Source organism: Spirillospora sp. CA-142024, from assembly GCF_050942325.1.
Classification (GTDB): Bacteria; Actinomycetota; Actinomycetes; order Streptosporangiales; family Streptosporangiaceae; genus Spirillospora.
In genome coordinates this window covers 5,529,275-5,545,332 of record NZ_CP192077.1, presented here as the reverse complement: position 1 = coordinate 5,545,332, position 16,058 = coordinate 5,529,275, and the positions used below count along the sequence as shown (strand labels likewise).

At 71.5% G+C, this 16,058-nt stretch carries 17 protein-coding genes; 11 read left to right on the top strand and 6 right to left on the bottom strand.

Going from position 1 to position 16,058, the window contains the following annotated elements; genetic code table 11:
• Window positions 1–46: 46 nt before the first annotated feature.
• The 6 genes from ACQPZP_RS26615 (at window position 47) to ACQPZP_RS26590 (ending at window position 6,931) form a co-directional block, all read left to right on the top strand.
• Entirely contained in the window at window positions 47–2,203 is a 2,157-nt protein-coding gene (locus ACQPZP_RS26615) for an MMPL family transporter (RefSeq protein WP_433472449.1), read from the top strand.
• Between the two features lie 95 nt (window positions 2,204–2,298).
• Window positions 2,299–3,552, top strand: a complete 1,254-nt coding sequence (locus tag ACQPZP_RS26610) for a sensor histidine kinase (RefSeq protein ID WP_433472448.1) — start codon at window positions 2,299–2,301, stop codon at window positions 3,550–3,552.
• On the top strand, window positions 3,549–4,223 hold the full coding sequence (locus ACQPZP_RS26605; protein ID WP_433472447.1) for a response regulator transcription factor: 675 nt from the start codon (window positions 3,549–3,551) through the stop codon (window positions 4,221–4,223). The genes ACQPZP_RS26610 and ACQPZP_RS26605 overlap by 4 nt, the downstream gene beginning before the upstream one ends.
• A gap of 105 nt (window positions 4,224–4,328) precedes the next feature.
• Entirely contained in the window at window positions 4,329–4,727 is a 399-nt protein-coding gene (locus ACQPZP_RS26600; RefSeq protein WP_433472446.1) for a hypothetical protein, read from the top strand.
• 132 nt (window positions 4,728–4,859) lie between these two features.
• Window positions 4,860–5,447: a carbonic anhydrase gene (locus ACQPZP_RS26595; protein WP_433472445.1), complete on the top strand. Its 588-nt coding sequence runs from the start codon at window positions 4,860–4,862 to the stop codon at window positions 5,445–5,447.
• Window positions 5,448–5,458: 11 nt separating this feature from the next.
• The gene (locus ACQPZP_RS26590; protein WP_433472444.1) at window positions 5,459–6,931 is read left to right on the top strand and encodes a SulP family inorganic anion transporter; all 1,473 of its coding nucleotides are present in this window, start codon (window positions 5,459–5,461) and stop codon (window positions 6,929–6,931) included.
• Between the two features lie 85 nt (window positions 6,932–7,016).
• On the opposite strand, the gene ACQPZP_RS26585 is transcribed toward ACQPZP_RS26590, so the two are convergent.
• Window positions 7,017–7,478 (bottom strand): nitroreductase/quinone reductase family protein, encoded by a 462-nt coding sequence (locus ACQPZP_RS26585; RefSeq protein ID WP_433472443.1) that lies wholly within the window; start codon window positions 7,476–7,478, stop codon window positions 7,017–7,019.
• A 107-nt stretch (window positions 7,479–7,585) separates the two neighbouring features.
• A complete protein-coding gene (locus ACQPZP_RS26580; protein WP_433472442.1) occupies window positions 7,586–7,993 on the bottom strand; it encodes a PPOX class F420-dependent oxidoreductase in 408 nt (135 codons plus the stop codon).
• Between the two features lie 115 nt (window positions 7,994–8,108).
• On the opposite strand from ACQPZP_RS26580, the gene ACQPZP_RS26575 reads away from it, so the two are divergent.
• Entirely contained in the window at window positions 8,109–8,603 is a 495-nt protein-coding gene (locus ACQPZP_RS26575; protein ID WP_433472441.1) for a MarR family winged helix-turn-helix transcriptional regulator, read from the top strand.
• A gap of 66 nt (window positions 8,604–8,669) precedes the next feature.
• On the opposite strand, the gene ACQPZP_RS26570 is transcribed toward ACQPZP_RS26575, so the two are convergent.
• Window positions 8,670–9,509 carry an alpha/beta fold hydrolase gene (locus ACQPZP_RS26570; RefSeq protein WP_433472440.1) on the bottom strand — a complete coding sequence of 280 codons (840 nt, stop codon included), beginning with the start codon at window positions 9,507–9,509 and terminating at the stop codon, window positions 8,670–8,672.
• Window positions 9,510–9,580: 71 nt separating this feature from the next.
• Between ACQPZP_RS26570 and ACQPZP_RS26565 the strand changes: the two genes are divergently transcribed.
• Window positions 9,581–10,555 (top strand): helix-turn-helix domain-containing protein, encoded by a 975-nt coding sequence (locus tag ACQPZP_RS26565; protein WP_433472439.1) that lies wholly within the window; start codon window positions 9,581–9,583, stop codon window positions 10,553–10,555.
• 24 nt (window positions 10,556–10,579) lie between these two features.
• Here the strand turns inward: ACQPZP_RS26565 and ACQPZP_RS26560 are convergent, their stop codons facing one another.
• Window positions 10,580–11,377: a hypothetical protein gene (locus ACQPZP_RS26560; RefSeq protein ID WP_433472438.1), complete on the bottom strand. Its 798-nt coding sequence runs from the start codon at window positions 11,375–11,377 to the stop codon at window positions 10,580–10,582.
• A gap of 628 nt (window positions 11,378–12,005) precedes the next feature.
• On the opposite strand from ACQPZP_RS26560, the gene ACQPZP_RS26555 reads away from it, so the two are divergent.
• Window positions 12,006–12,260 (top strand): hypothetical protein, encoded by a 255-nt coding sequence (locus ACQPZP_RS26555; protein ID WP_433472437.1) that lies wholly within the window; start codon window positions 12,006–12,008, stop codon window positions 12,258–12,260.
• A gap of 84 nt (window positions 12,261–12,344) precedes the next feature.
• Here the strand turns inward: ACQPZP_RS26555 and ACQPZP_RS26550 are convergent, their stop codons facing one another.
• On the bottom strand, window positions 12,345–13,217 hold the full coding sequence (locus ACQPZP_RS26550) for an alpha/beta fold hydrolase (protein ID WP_433472436.1): 873 nt from the start codon (window positions 13,215–13,217) through the stop codon (window positions 12,345–12,347).
• Window positions 13,218–13,359: 142 nt separating this feature from the next.
• Between ACQPZP_RS26550 and ACQPZP_RS26545 the strand changes: the two genes are divergently transcribed.
• Both ACQPZP_RS26545 and ACQPZP_RS26540 read left to right on the top strand, forming a co-directional pair.
• Window positions 13,360–14,493, top strand: a complete 1,134-nt coding sequence (locus tag ACQPZP_RS26545) for a sensor histidine kinase (protein ID WP_433472435.1) — start codon at window positions 13,360–13,362, stop codon at window positions 14,491–14,493.
• The gene (locus ACQPZP_RS26540) at window positions 14,490–15,158 is read left to right on the top strand and encodes a response regulator (protein WP_433472434.1); all 669 of its coding nucleotides are present in this window, start codon (window positions 14,490–14,492) and stop codon (window positions 15,156–15,158) included. Before ACQPZP_RS26545 ends, ACQPZP_RS26540 begins: the two co-directional genes overlap by 4 nt.
• A 101-nt stretch (window positions 15,159–15,259) precedes the next feature.
• On the opposite strand, the gene ACQPZP_RS26535 is transcribed toward ACQPZP_RS26540, so the two are convergent.
• Complete coding sequence (locus ACQPZP_RS26535; protein WP_433472433.1) at window positions 15,260–15,811, bottom strand: dihydrofolate reductase family protein; 552 nt, start codon at window positions 15,809–15,811, stop codon at window positions 15,260–15,262.
• Window positions 15,812–16,058: the final 247 nt, after the last annotated feature.

Sequence of the window (16,058 nt, the reverse complement as noted above, 5' to 3'; positions counted from 1 at the left end):
TGCTTTTCTCTACCGGTTGGGCCGTACGGCCTTCCGAGGACGCTGGGTGGTCGCCCTGTTGTGGGTGGCCGTGCTGGCCGCGATCGGTGTCGGCGCCGCGCACGCGTCGAAGGCACCGGACGACGGTTTCACCATGCCCGGGATCGAATCGCAGAAGGCGTTCGATCTGCTGGAACAGCGCTTTCCCGGCTCCGCGGCCGACGGGGCCGCCGCCCGGATCGTCTTCGTCGCCCCGCACGGCCAGAAGATCACCGCGTCCGGCGACCGGAGGGCGGTCGAAAGGGTCGTGGCGGAGGCGGCCCGCGGGCCCGAGGTGGCCGGCGCGGTCTCCCCGTTCCGGGCGCAGGCGGTGAGCGGGGACGAGTCGACCGCGTACGCGACCGTCAACTACAAGATCAAGGCCAAGGACCTGAGCGAGGCCGACAAGAAGCCCCTGAGGGACGCCGTCGAACGAGGGCGGGACGCGGGGCTGAGGATCGAGGTCGGCGGGGACGCGCTGGCGACGCAGCCGTCCGCCGGCGGGTCGGCGGAGGTGATCGGCATCCTCGTCGCCGCCGTCGTGCTGCTGCTCACCTTCGGCTCGCTGGCCGCGGCCGGGCTGCCGCTGCTGACCGCGATCCTCGGCGTCGGCGTCGGCATGGCCTCGATCATGGCATTGGGCGCCACCCTGGGACTGTCCGAGACGACGGGCACGCTGGCCACGATGCTCGGCCTGGCCGTCGGGATCGACTACGCCCTGTTCGTGGTCTCGCGCTACCGCGAGGAGCGCGCCAACGGACACCTGCCGCGGGAGGCGGCGGGGCTGGCGGCCGGGACCGCGGGGTCCGCGGTGGTCTTCGCCGGGCTGACGGTGGTCATCGCTCTGGCCGGCCTCTCGGTCGTCGGCATCCCGATGCTGACCAAGATGGGGCTGGCCGCGGCGGGGGCGGTCGCCGTCGCCGTCCTGATCGCGTTGACCCTGGTCCCGGCCCTGCTGGGATTCTGGCCGAACGCCGTGCTGTCGCGCGGCACGCGCAAGGGACGCGCCCGCGAGGCCGGGGCCGGTGGCGCCCGCTGGGCGCGGTTCGTGCTGCGCTTCCCGATCCCCGTGCTGCTGGCCGGGGTCGCGGGCCTGGGCGCGATCGCGGTGCCGGCGCTGCATCTGCAGTTGGGCATGCCCGGTGATGAGGCCAAACCCACGTCCACCACCGAGCGCCGCGCCTACGACGCGCTGGCCGATGCCTTCGGTCCCGGGTTCAACGGGCCGCTGACCGTCGTGGTGGACGCCAAGGGCGCTCCTGATCCGAAGGCCGCCGTGCGGACGGTGTCCCAGCGGATCGCGGCCACCGGGGGAGTCGTGTCGGTCTCACCGGCCCGGTTCAACCCCGTGGGCGACACCGCGGTGCTCTCCGCCGTCCCGTCCACCAGTCCGACCGATGCCAGGACCAGGGACCTCGTCGAGCGCATCCGCGCCGAACGTCCGCGGGTCGAGGCCGCGGCCGGGGTCGACTACGAGGTCACCGGCACCACCGCCGTGAACATCGACGTCGCGGGCAAGGTCCAGGACGCGCTGATCCCCTACCTGGCGATCGTGGTGGGTCTGGCGTTCCTGTTGCTGCTGGTGGTGTTCCGGTCGCTGCTCGTCCCGGTCAAGGCGGCCCTGGGCTTCCTGCTGTCGGTGCTGGCCGCGCTCGGCGCGGTGGTCGCGGTCTTCCAGCAGGGCCATGGCGCGGGCCTGCTCGGCGTGGAGCAGACCGGTCCGATCATGAGCCTGATGCCGATCTTCCTGGTGGGCATCGTGTTCGGCCTGGCCATGGACTACGAGGTGTTCCTCGTCGCCCGCATCCGGGAGGCGCATGTGCACGGGGAACCGCCCGGTGCGGCGGTCGCGGCCGGGTTCCGGCACAGTGCCCGCGTGGTGGTGGCCGCCGCGCTGATCATGATCGCGGTGTTCTCCGGGTTCGTCGGCGCCGGCGAGTCCATGATCAAGATGATCGGGTTCGGCCTGGCCGTCGCGGTGCTGTTCGACGCGTTCGTGGTCCGCATGGCGATCGTGCCGGCCGTCCTGGCCGTGCTCGGGAAGTACGCCTGGTGGATGCCGCGTTGGCTGGACCGGCTGCTGCCCCGCGTGGACATGGAGGGAGAGGCCCTCACCCGCCGCCTTTCAACGCCGGCATCGGAAGCCCTGCCCGGCGCCGCCTCCGAACCCGAACCCGTGCGCTAGCCCGCGCGGCTCGGCACTCCGGCGACCGACGGCGCGTTTGGCGATTCCCCTGACCGTCGTCCACCCTGGTCACAGCACCGATAGGAAGTTCCGCAATGATCAACCGCTGGCAGGAGCACCTGCGCGACCGCCTCCGTCCCCTCGACATGGTGGTGGCCCTGCTGCTGTTCGGTTGTTCCTTCCCGGGGAGCCTGGTCAGCCTCCCCGGGACCGAGCTCAGGGTCTCCTGGTGGCCCGGGGTGCTGCTGTCCGGCGTCTCCTGCATCGCCCTGCTGTGGCGACGCGACCACCCTCGCGTGATCGTCGCGGTGACCACCGCTTGCGCCGTCATGATGACGGTGCTGGGGTACCTGCCGACCGCCCTGCTGATGGCGCCGCTCATGGTCGCGCTGTACTCGCTGGCCGTCCACACCGACCGCTCCGCCACCCGAGTGCACGGCCTCACGGCCACCGCGCTGGTGGTGGGCGTCGACCTGCTCGTCGGCTTCGACGACCTGTCCCTGGACCTGCGGGGGCCCGACGGTGCCACCGACGGGCTCCTGCTCAAGGGGGCCGGTCCCGTCGCCTATCTGCTGCTGTCGATCGTGTTCGGCAGCGCGGTCCGGCTGCGCCGCGCCTACCTGCGGGAGGCCACGGCCCGCGCCGAGCACGCCGAACGTTCCCGCGAGGAGGAGGCGCGGCACCGGGTCGCCGCCGAACGCATGCGCATCGCACGCGAGCTGCATGACGTCGTCGCCCACCACCTCGTCCTGGCCAACATGCAGGCAGGCACCGCCGCGCATCTGATGCGCACCGACCCCGAGCAGGTGACCAAGATCCTCACCGACCTGTCCGGCACGACGTCGTCGGCGCTGCGCGAGCTCAAGGCCACCGTCGGCCTGCTGCGCCAGGCCGGAGACCCGGACGTCCCCACCGAACCGGCCCCCGGCCTGGCGCGGCTGCCGGACCTGACCGGCTCCTTCCAGGCCACCGGGCTCACCGTCACCGTCAGCACCGAGGGACGGCCGCGACCGCTGTCACCAGGTGTGGACCTCACCGCGTTCCGGATCGTCCAGGAGGCGCTCACCAATGTCACGAAACACGCCGCCACGGCGGCGGCGTGTGTGCGGCTGGTCTACGCGCACGACCGGCTGACCGTCACGATCGTCAACGATCACGGCGCCGGTGCGGACGGCCCGGCACCTGCCGCGCCGGAACGAGACGGAGGGTTCGGCCTGATCGGCATGCGCGAGCGCGCCCTGTCGGTCGGCGGCCGCCTGCAGGCGGGTCCCCGTCCCGGAGGCGGCTTCCAGGTCACCGCCGACCTGCCGTTGCAGCCCGCACCACCGCAGGAAGGCCGGACCCCGTGACCATCCGCGTGCTGCTCGCCGACGATCAGGCGCTGCTGCGTCAGACGTTCCGCATCCTGATCGACTCCAGCGGCGACATGGAGGTCGTCGGCGAGGCCGCCGACGGCCGGGAGGCGGTCGACCAGACCCGCGCCCACCATCCGGATGTCGTCGTCATGGACATCCGCATGCCGGGCACCGACGGCCTGACCGCCACCTCCGCCATCTGCGCCGACCAGGACCTGACCGGCACGCGGGTCCTCATCCTCACCACCTTCGAGATCGACGAGTACGTCGCGCGGGCGCTGCGCGCGGGCGCCAGCGGGTTCCTCGGCAAGGACGTCCCCGCCGAAGACCTGCTGACCGGCATCCGGACAGTGGCCTCCGGCGACGCGCTGCTCTCCCCCGCGGCCACGCGCGCACTCGTCAACCGGTTCCTGACGACCGCGGACCCCGACGCGCATCTGACGCCGCCCGAAAGCCTGTCCGCCCTCACCGACCGCGAGCGCGAAGTGATGGCGCTGGTCGCCCACGGCCTCTCCAACGAGGACATCGCCGAGAAACTGGTCGTCAGCCCGCTGACCGCCCGCACCCACGTGCACCGCGCCATGAACAAACTGCACGCCCGTGACCGCGCCCAGCTCGTCGTCATCGCCTACCAGTCCGGCCTCGTTCACCCTGCCGCCCCGTAACGCTTTGCTTACGCGGATTCGCGCATTGTGTGCAAGGGTGAGATACTTACCGAGCCGAACTCCTTAACGTCACGGGTGTTCGCAGACCGTCCAGGAAGGGGCTCGGTGGCGCGACGCACGGCGTTCCCGCGCGCCGCCCAAGTCTTGGCCTGCCTGCTGAGCATGGCCCTGTTGCTGTTCCTGAACGCCGGCCTCAGCGGCCGGGGCGCCGCTGAGCCGTCCTCGATCCCCGTACAGGTCTCCGCGGTCCAGACGCCGTGGGACTGCTGCGACGAGCAGCCTTCGACACCGGCGACCCTTCAGCACGTTCACCTGTGGATGCGCGGCGCGCCGGCCGAGGTCGACCAGGGCGGCTGCGGGTTCACCGGGGTCGTCCTCCCGTACTTGTGCACCATGCGCGCCGCCGCCGCCGACCCGCCGGACGGCTTCGGCCGGCACCCGCGCGGCCGGGACAGACGCACCACGGGGGAGATCTGCGCCTTCCTCCAGGTGTTCCGCTGCTGACGGCCCTCCGGGCAGGCCCACCGGAGATCAGCGCAGGCTGAAGACCGGCTCAGGGGCCGTCCTCTTCCCACGACCGTCATCACCGGCTCCATCGACGCGCCGCCGCTACGGCGCACCTTGGAGGAATTTGGCATGCACGCACTCATCGAGCACGCACGTTCGTTCCGTGACCGGGCCGCCGCCGACGGCGCGCCCTTGGCGCCGCTCGCCCAGGGACAGACGCCGCTGGCGCTGTTCATCACCTGCTCCGATTCGCGGGTCGTCCCGTCCCTGATCACCGGTGCCAAGCCGGGGGAGCTGTTCGAGCTGCGCACCGCGGGCGGCATCGTGCCCCGCTACAGCCTCGACCGGCCGTCCGCGGAGGCCGCGACCATCGAGTTCGCCGTGGAGGTCCTGCAGGTGGCCGATGTCGTGGTCTGCGGGCACTCCCACTGCGCCGCGGTCGCCGCGCTGGCGCGCGGCGACGACCTGACCACCGTGCCCGCGATGGCCGGATGGCTCAGCGCGGCCTCCGACCGGACGGACGACCTCGGCGCGGACGGCCTGGACCGTGCGGTCCAACGGCACGTGGTGGCGCAGATGGAGCGGCTGCGGGCGCACCCCGCCATCCGGCGGCGCCTGGACCAGGGGCGAATCGGCCTGCACGGCTGGTTCTACGAGGTCCACACCGGCACCGTGCTCACCCACCGGTCCGGCGCCGACGCCTTCCGCCCCCTCTGAACGGGGATCCGATGCCATCGAAGACTCTGTTCCCAGAGACCCTGCGGCGCGACGCCGCCGCTTCACTCGTCGTCTTCCTGGTCGCGCTGCCGCTGTGCGTGGGCGTCGCGGTCGCCTCCGGTGTGCCCGCCGAGCTCGGCCTGATCACCGGCATCGTCGGCGGGCTGGTCGCCGGGCTGCTGCCCGGCAGCAGCCTGCAGGTGTCCGGCCCCGCCGCGGGCTTGACCGTGCTCGTCTTCGAGGCCGTGCACAGGTACGGGCTGCCCGCCCTGGGCGCCCTGGTGCTGGCCGCCGGGCTGCTGCAGTTGCTGCTGGGCCTGCTGCGGATGGGCCGCTGGTTCCGCGCCATCTCGATCGCCGTCGTGGAGGGGATGCTCGCCGGAATCGGCCTGACCATCATCGCCGGGCAGCTGTACGCGATGGCCGATGCCAAGGCACCCGGATCAGGGCCGGCCAAGCTCGCCGGGCTGCCCGCCCTGCTGGCCGAAACCCTCACCTCGCCCGGTGCGCTCGCCGCCCTGGGCGTGGGCGCGGGCACGATCGCGGTACTGGCCGGCTGGCCGCGCCTGCCGGCGCCGATCCGGGCGGTCCCGGCGCCGCTCGCGGCCGTCGCCCTGGCCACCGGCGCGGTGGCGGCGTTCGGGCTGCCGGTCGCCCGGCTGGACGTTCGCGGCCTTGCGGGAGCGATCCGCCCGCCCGGCCTGGACGAGCTGGCCTCGCTCGCCGAGGTCGGCATGATCGGCACCGTCGTCGCGTTCGCACTGATCTCCTCCGCGGAGACACTGTTCAGCGCCGCCGCGGTCGACCGGATGCACGACGGCCCGCGCACCGACTACGACAAGGAACTCATCGCCCAAGGCGCCGGCAACGCCGTCTGCGGCGCGCTGGGCGCGCTCCCGATGACCGCCGTGATCGTGCGGAGCTCGGCCAACGTCCAGGCGGGCGCACGGACCAAGACCTCCCGGGTCCTGCACGGGGTGTGGCTGCTGCTGTTCGCCGCGCTGTTCCCCGCCGTGCTCGGGGTCATCCCGCTGGCGGCGCTGGCCGGAGTGCTGGTGCACGCCGGCTGGAAGCTGATGCCGATCGGGCAGCTGGTACCGCTGTGGCGGAGGCACCGCGGCGAGGCGGTGGTGCTTCTGTGCACCGCCATCGCGGTCGTCGCCCTCAACCTGTTCGAGGGTGTCCTGCTGGGGTTGCTGCTGGCGGTCATCAAGACCGCCTGGGAGACCTCACACGTCCACGTGGACGTCGTCTCCCAGGAGGAGGACGGCCTGCTCCAGGTCAGGCTGAGCGGCAACGCCACGTTCCTGCGGCTGCCGAAGATGCTCGACACCCTGGAGGCGCTGCCCCGCGACCGTCCCATCGAGCTGGACCTGTCGGAGGTGCGGCACCTTGACCACGCGTGCCGTACGGCGCTGACCGCCTGGGCGGACCGCCACAACCGGGCGGGCACCCCGGCGGTGTCGGTCCCAGCCAACCTCTGATCCCTGTGGACGCCCACCCCTGGCCGCTCTCGCAGCGGTCAGGGGCGCTGACGATGGAGAGCCCCGCACCCGGCCGCCCGAGGCGCTACGCCCCGGTGCTCGGGGTGAGGTGGATGATCGGTAGTTGCCGGTCGGTCTTGTCCTGGTAGCCGGCGAAACGCGGTGCGGCGGCGGTGATCTGCTTCCACGCCTGATCGCGTTCGGTGCCGCGCAACTGCCGGGCGGTGACGGGGATCTTCCGCCCGTCGACTTCGATCCGGATCCGGTCGGGGTGTGCGGCGATGTTGTGGTACCAGGCGGGGTTGGCGGCGGCGCCCGCGGCGGAGGCCACGATGAGCCAGGTGCCGTCGGGGCCGGGGAACCAGCCGACCGGGGTGGTGCGCTCGGCTCCGCTCTTGCGGCCGACGGTCGTCAGGACCAGGGCGTTGAAGCCCATGGTGGTGCCGGTCTTGCGGATCCGGCGGGCGACCAGCCGGTTCACCCAGCGCAGGATCGCTCCGGTCGGCTGGCGGGCGCCGCGGGTGCCGGTGGACGTGTCGAAGCTCATGAGACCTCCAGTGAACGGGGGACACACAGGTCAATGGGCAGACAGATGGACGGACGGGCGGCCGGGCGAGGGCGAGCGCATCCCGTCCCGTGGAGGATCGGCCGGGGTCAGTGGGCGGTGCGGCGGACCACGACCTGCCGGTCATGGGTGAACGGCCGGCCCTCCAGGTTGAAGCTCCACGACAGGGTCGGGGTGATCTTCATGTAGGGGGCCTCGCCGAACTGCCCCTGCCGCTCGACGAGTTGGGCCTCGCCGTAGATGCGCAGGTACCGCGGTGTCCACGGATCGGTGGAGACGAGATCGTCGATGACGATCGCGACCTTGGAGTTCCCGGCCTCCACATTGCGGAACTTGCGGGTCTTGGCCGGGTCCATCCCGCCCACGAACAGATACGTCCCGTCGAACTCGAACCCCACCGGAGACACGTCCGGCTGGCCGTCCGGCCCGACGGTGGCGATCCGCGCCAGCCGCTGCGAGCCCAAGTAGGCGACCTCTTCCTCGCTGAACGCTGACACCGCCGGCCTCCTTGACGCTGATTCCTCAGGGGCCGGACGGGAACGCTACGACCGGCCTGGTACGTGGAGCATACAGTACATGTCATTAACTATATCTGCCGTGTACCATAATGGCGTGGGCAAGAAGGGGCAAACGACCGAGGCGGCACCTGGCGTGATGATGGCCGCTCCCGCGGCGGAGATGGACGTGGCGACCGGGCTCGTACAGCTCACCGGCCTGGTCCAGGCCATCTACACGCGCGTCTCCGAACGCCACGACCTGACGCCCGTCCAGGCCAAACTGCTGTGCGTGCTGCTCGGCGGCCCCCGCGGGATGGCCGACCTCGCCCGCTGCTTCGGCGTCGAGAAAGCCGCCCTCACCGGCCTCATGGACCGTGCCGAACGCCGCGGCCTGGCCCAGCGCACCCCCGTCCCCGGTGACCGCCGCGCCCTGCAGGCCACCCTGACCGAGGAAGGCCGCGCCGCCGCGACCGCCTTCCACGCAGAGGTCAGCGCGGAACTCGCGCACCTCACCGCACCACTGGCCCCCGCCGACAGCGAACAGTTCCGCGCCACCATGGCCGGCATCATCCAGCGATGCCGAGCCGCCGCCGGCCCCGGACCCTGCTGAGCCGCAGCTACCGCCCCGGAACGACGGGGCGATGGACGGCGGGCCAAGGCAGGCGCCCGTCGCGCCCTACGCCGTGAAGAAATCGATGAGGGCGCGGGCGATCCGGCCAGGGGCGTTCTCCGTGGGGATGTGGTCCGCTTCTGGGATGCGTATGAGCGTGGTTCGCGGAATCTCCGAGGCGAACCTCTCGGCGTACTCCACTTTCTCGAAGCCGTCGTCCTCGCCCCAGATCAGCAGCTTGGGCGCCGTGGACCGCCGCAGCGCGGGAACGAGATCGAGGGTGTAACGGCTTTCGGCCGCGCCCGCCATGGCCAGCCAGGAGCGGCGGACCCGCGGATCGGTCCACGGATCCAGATAGTCGGCGATCAGCTGCTCGGTGGCGGCACCGGCCAGCGCCGCCGTCACGGCCTGCCGGCGGGCGGCGAGGAGTTCATCGCCGGTGACCGCCGCGGCGACGGCCGGGTCCCGGAACCGGCCCACATGAGGCGCCGGCCAGGAGTCGTAGGTGACCGAGTTGACCAGGGCCAGCCTGTCCACCTCCAGCCGGTCGTGAGCGAGGAGATGCTGAGCGACGGCGCCGCCGATGTCGTGACCTGCCACGGCGACGGGCCCGGAGATCTTCAGCGCGGACGCGAATCGCGCCACCCAGTCCGCGAGGGCCGGGACCGTGGCCGTTTGCAGGGTGAGTTCGCCTCCCGAGCGACCCAGTCCGGGGAGATCGACCGCGAGGGGACGGAGCCCCGCCTCGGCGAGGCGGCCCAGCACCGGAAGCCACACCCGGCTCCAGTACGTTCCGTGCAGCAGCAACACGGCCGGGCCGTCCTGCTCGGCGGTCAGGTAGCTGGCCGCTTCGCCGTCGACCTGGACTGCGGTCCTCAGCACGCTCGTTTCAGCGATGGCACTCATGAGATCACTGTGACCGGGGGCGACCCTCACGGCCGAGAGTCCAAAAAGACACCCATGGGTACATCCCTGCCATGAACCGCCATCGGGTCGTGGCCCTGCTCAACCCACCCCAGTCACCCTTCGAACTCGCCTGTGCCGCCGAGGTCTTCGGCACCGTCCCGCAGGACGTGCCGGCTCCCTACGACTTCCGGATCTGCGCCGAACGTCCCGGCCCTCTGCGAACCACCGTCGGCTATGCGATCGTCGTCGACGCGGGGCTGGCGGCCCTGCACGAGGCGGACACCGTGATCATCCCCGGCTGGCAGCCGGCCGGTTCACCGGTACCGCCGACCGTCATCGAGGCGCTGCTCGCCGCCCACCAGCGCGGGGCGAGGATGGTCGCCATCTGCACGGGGGCGTTCGTCCTCGCTCAGGCCGGACTGCTCGACGGCCGCCGTGCCACCACCCACTGGCGCCACGCCGCCCAGCTCGCCGCCGACTTCCCCGAGGTGCACATGGACCCGGACGTCCTCTACGTGGACCACGGCGACGTGGCGACCAGTGCCGGAACCGGTGCGGGCATCGACTTGTGCCTGCACCTCGTACGCTCCGACCACGGCGCGGCGTACGCCGCCCAGGTCGCCCGGAACATGGTGCTGCCGCCTCACCGGGAGGGCAGCCAGCTCCAATACGTCGCCAAGCCCACCCCGGCCAGGCCGGACGAGTCCCTGGCGCCGCTGCTGGAGTGGGCCACCTCCCAGCTCCACACCCGGCTGACCGTCGCCCGGCTCGCCGAACGCGCCGGGCTGTCGAGCCGGACTCTCGCCCGGCAGTTCACCGAGCAGCTCGGCACCAGCCCGGGGCAGTGGCTGCTCGGCCGGCGCCTCGACGCGGCACGTGTACTGCTGGAGCAGACCGACCTTCCGGTGGAGGCCATCGCCACCAGGGTCGGACTCGCCTCGGCGGTCAACCTGCGCCGCCGCTTCCGCGCGCACCTCGGCACCACACCCGGCACCTACCGACGAACATTCAGCGAAACCCGGTGGGCAGGAAGCGCCGGCACCTGACACGACCGCACGGGGCAGGCCGCCCTACGGGACCTCCACCGGGAGAGGGGAGCCCTTGGCCAGAGTCCAGCCCCGGGCGATCTGGAGGATCCTCGGCATCCGCGTCCCGGCGATGCCGATCACGTTCCCGTCGACGTCGACGGAGATGTGGGTGAGATCGCCGGCGGCCTCTCCGGTGACGGTCCGCACGCCAGAGCCGGAGTCTCCGGGGGTGGCGGCGCCGGCCCACGAGAAGCCGGCGCCGTTCGCGATGTCCCATCGGAGCGCGGCGCCGGCGCGCGGGGTGCCGCCGGTGCCGATGACGGCCCCGTGCCCGAAGTGTTCGAGCGGGAGCCCCACCTGGTGCCCCTTGTAGACACCGGCGGGGCCGCCCCACACGGGCATGGTCGGGTTCATCCAGGAGGAGAACGCCGGATTGATGTTGATCATGGCGAAGTCGTCGCCGATGCCGTGGTCGCGGGACAGGCCGATCTTGCCGATCACGTACAGGCCGGGCAGTTTGCCCGAGGCGAGCGGCGGTACGACGTAGGCGCTCACCGGCTGCCCGACCTTGCCGCAGTGTCCGGCGGTCCCGAGGCCCCAGGCGGACTTCTTCTTGAAGACGAAATTGGCGGTGCACCAGCCCAGAGCGTTGTCGCTGCCGTCACTGCCCAGCAGGGTGAGCAGCCATTGGCCGGGACGGATGCCGGGCTGGGCGAGTCCCGCGGCCTGCGGCGCGGTGACCCCGCCCGGCAGCGTGGCGCCGGCGGGGAGCCGCACGCCCTGGGTGCCCGAGGCCAGCAGCCGCCGCTGGAACTCGGGCGTGTACCAGGAGGGGCTCACGCCCGCGTTGATCCGCTTGTAGAGCGCGCCGGGTGCCGCGTTGGCCTCAGAGGCGCCGGCGGCGGTGGACGGGAGAAGGGGGATGTCAACGCCAGCAGTGCTGCCGCCGCGATGCGGAGGGCGTGCCGTGAGCCCATCGTGCCTCTCTCATGGGTTGCGTGGGAGCCGTAGGTGGCATGCGGACTCCGTCCGTTTTATCGGAGCTCGCCCGAATATCGCAGTCTGTAATTTCGGCGTTACTTCTGGTATCGCCGGAACGTCGGAGACACGGCTGCATGCCCTCACCGCACTTGCCACGATCGGATGCGGCGGCAGCTGCCCGTCGGGACCGCCTCTGCTCGTCCTCTCTCGCGTCTGGCGGCACAACGGGCATTCACCTGAACTCAGGGCCCTCTTGCGGACATCCGACTGAAGGAGACCCGGCTCCCAGAGGACGAAGAAATGCACTTTCACCCGGCCGGCCCCGCAGTGAAGTACACGACCATTCGCCTTTCGGTCGCCGGAGTGATCGTGCTCTACCTCATCATGGAGATCGGCATTGTCGCGGCCCTCGGAACGGTGTTCGTGTCCCACGACGGCCGGTACGTACCGGCCGTTTTCCTCGCCCTCGTCCTGATCACGATTTTGGATGACGGCGCTGCAACTGCCACGGTGGGTGGAGATCGGACCGGACGGCCTCGGGATCCGGTCGGTCTGGTGGCGGACCCGGCTCGCCTGGAACGACATCGCTTGGGCCGAGCCGCGTTCTCCGACCGCTGTGTGGCTCATCCTGCTCGGCGGCCGCGTGGTGAGCCTGCCCGTCCCGCTGAACCAGCGCGGCGACCGGCCCGGGATCGCGGAGACGGTGGCCGGCCTACCTGGCCGGCCACCGTCTCCCTGCTGAACAGCGCGCTGCTGAACTCGCGCCCGTGGCCAGACCGACCTTGGTGACGGCTGCCGGCCGAGGCGTCCGGCGGCGGGACAGCGGCTAACCACCGGATGTCTGTGGAGCCGGCCGAACGCGGGGGAGGGGGTGGTCGGTGAGGAACGCGGTGATGGACGTGCGGTAGAGGGACGGTTGCTCGGCCTCGATGACGTGCCCGGCATCAGGGATCTGCAAGAGCGTCGCGCCCGGGATGGTGTCGCGGTACTCGCGTGCGATCTCCGGGCGCTTGTAGTCGCACTCGCCGCGCAAGACCAGGGCGGGGACGCGGACGCCGCGCAGCGCGGGACGGGGGTCGGCGACGTCGAGCGCGTCATCGGAGGTGAGCTGGTTGGCGTAGAAGCCCGAGCGTGATGAGGCCTCGTGGAGAGTGCGGTCGGGATGGCACGTCGCGCCAGATCCGACCGTTGACAGCAGTTCGTCGAACAGCGGGTCGGTCTCCTTGTCCGGTACGAGGGCGTGGGCGGCCCGGGGGTCGATGTCCATGAGGACGGACCAGGCGATCAGCCGCGGGCTCGCTTCGAGCCGGTCCATGCGCGCTCGTTGCTGCGGTGTGAGTCTGTCCCAGATGTCGCCTTCTCCTGCTTTCTTCCATTCGGGGGCCCACAGCGCGCCGGGCGAGGTGAAGACGGCCTTGGCGACATGGCCGGGGTGCGCGGCCATGTAGGAGGCGGCGAGCGTCGCTCCCCAGGAGCTTCCGACCAGGATCAGTTTCGGCGCTCCCAGCCGCCTGCGGATGGCCTCCAGGTCGGCGACCTGCCGGGCGACGGTGTAGCCGGTGGGGTCGGCGAGCCGCTGGGAACGTCCGGCACCGAGCTGGTCGTAGGTGTAGACGTCGAAACCGTGTCCGGCCAGTTCGCGGTCCAGGTCATCGGGGCCGGCGCCGGGCGTGCCGGGCCCACCGTGCAGGCGCACCACCGGTGCGGCTTGGCGGTGGCCGCGCCCAGGCGTCCGGGTGTAGGCGATGCGTGACCCGGTCGGCAGCTGCCAGTAGCGGGTCGCCTGGGGAGGTAGAGGCGTGGGGCGGACGCCTAGCGGCCGGAAGATCGTCAGTGCGGAGGTGAGCGCGACAGCGCCGACGAGCAGGCCGGTGGTCAGCAGAGTCGCCAGACGCCGGCGCTGGATCGCCGTGGACGTGCTGGTCGCCTACGTGTCGGCGGTCATCCCCATCGGGCCGTCCGATGTCACCGCGTCCGTCTGGCATGGCCCGGCCGTCATGCGGGTCGCCGCGGTCGTCTGGTTCGCGGCGATCGCGGGACGCAGGCCGGCGCCGGCCGTCGCGCTGTTCGCCTCGGCGGGCGCCACGGTCGCCGTGGCCGCGGCGGGACAGCCGCTCACCAATCTGTCCGCGGCGTCCGCGCTGAGCCTGACGATGGTCGCTCAGACCCGTCCGCGCCCCCGGGCCCTGCTCGTCATGGCGATTCCGGTGGCCGTGGTCCTGCCGGCACTGGCGGCCGAGAGCGTCCAGGCGCTGGTGCTGGGCGCCGTCCTGCACGCCGTTGCCTGGCTTGCCGGCGACGCCGCGCGGTCGCGCTGGGAGGCGGCGCGTGCGCTGCGCCGGCACGAGGCCGAGCGGGCCCGGGCCGAAAGGCGGCACGCGCTGGAGGACGAGCGGGCCCGGCTGGCACGCGAACTGCACGACGCCGTCGGACACGCGGTCACCGTCATGGTCACCCATGCCGGCGCCGCCCGGCTCTCGCTCGGCGGCGAACGCGCGGAGATCCGCACCTCCCTCCAGCGGATCGAGGACGTGGGCCGTACCGCGATGGCCGACCTGGACCAGATCCTCGGGCTGCTGGAGGCCGATCCGCCCTCCCTCGATCTGGACGTCGTGGTGCGCCGCCTGGTCGCCACACTGCCGGGTCATCTGAGAACCGAGATCGCGATCGATGCCGGTCTGGGCGAGGTCAGTGATCCGGTCGCGCAAACGGTCCACCGGGTCATCCAGGAGGCGCTGACCAACATCGTCCGGCATGCTTCCGCGAGCACGGTGCGCGTGCGGCTGTTCCGAGACCGGGAGGACATCGTGATCGGAGTCTCCGACGACGGACGCGCCGCCGGACCGCACCGTCCCGGACGCGGCCTGAACGGGATGCGCGACCGGGTCCACCGGCTCGGCGGAACCTGCCAGGCGGGCCCGGGAACGCCCGGCGGCTGGCGGGTGGACGCCCGCATCCCCGCGGAGGCGTCATGATCAGCGTCCTGCTGGCCGACGACGAGGAGCTCATGCGCGGCGGCCTGCGCATGATGCTCGGCACCCAGCCCGACATGACCGTCGCCGGCGAGGCCTGGGACGGCGCCGAGGCCGCACGGCTGGCCCGGCACCTGCGGCCCGACATCGTCCTGATGGACGTCCGCATGCCGGTGAAGGACGGCGTCGCCGCGACCGCCGAGATCACCGCGCAGGACGGACCCGCCCGGGTGCTCGTCCTGACCACCTTCGAACTCGACGAGTACGTCTTCGCGGCAGTGCGCGCCGGGGCCAGCGGGTTCCTCCTCAAGCGCACACCGCCGAAGACGCTGATCGAGGGCATCCGAACGGTCACCGCGGGAGAGGGCCTGCTGGCCCCTTCGGTGACCCGGCGGCTGCTGACCGAGTTCGCCCGGGTTTCGCCCCCGCCACCCGGCCAGGACGTCCGGCGCAGCCTCGGCCGCCTGACCGACCGCGAGCACGAGGTGCTCCTTCACCTGGCCCGAGGACTGTCCAACGCCGAGATCGCCCGGCGGATCCACATCGCCGAAGCCACCGCCAAGACCCACGTCAAGCGGATCCTCGCCAAACTCGGCCTCCGCGACCGAATCCAGGCCGTCGTGTTCGCCTACGACCACGGCCTCGTTCACCCGACCCGCCGAGAGTAGACGGGCTCGATCTTCCGCAAGGTCGGTTGGGTCGCGGGGCGACCCAACCGACCTTCGTGGTCGGTGCGCCTGGGCGGCTTTTCGGCCGGTGCACCGGGAGGTCAGTCCTTGGGGGCGTCCGCGTTGGTGTAGACGAGGTGCACCACGCCGGTGGCCTCGAAGGTCGTCGAGGACGCCAGCTTCAAGGGCACGGTGCCGCCGTCGGCGAAGAGCTTGGCGCCATGCCCGACGACGATCGGGTGCAGGAGCAGGTGCAGCTCGTCGACCAGACCCTGTTCGAGCATCCAGCGCACCAGCGTGGCGCTGCCCGTCGTGCCGAGCCGGGTGCCGGCCTTCAGCCGGGTCAGCTCCGCCGCGACATCGCCGTTGATCAGCGAGGAGTTCTCCCATGCCGCCTCGGTCAGCGTGTTCGACACGACGTACTTGCGCGAGCTGTTCATGACCTTGGTCATCGGATCGGAGGGGTCGGCGTCCGGCCAGTAGGAGGCGAACCCTTCGTAGGTGTGGCGGCCGAGAAGGGTCGCCTCGGTCTCGTTCATCAACCCGCCGACGACGGCGCCCATCTGGTCGTCGAAGTAGGGGAAGTGCCAGGTCTCCGGCGATTCGATCACACCGTCGAGGGAGATGAAGAGGCTGGACTTGATGAATCCCATCGGGATGCTCCTTTGCTCGTGTGCGGGGCGGGTGGCCCTGGACGGGTCCCGTCAATCACAGGTCGAACGGTGTCCCGGTGGATCGACATGCCGTCGAAGATTTCTCCTGATTTCCGGCCGACTCGTCGGACGGACCTGCGTGGGCAAGCTAACCGATCATGGCCGCTCACACCCCCGCCCCAAGCCCGGTTGTCCGACACCGGCCTGGATCTGGCCCCCGATGAGGCTGCTACAACCGTCCGTGGGT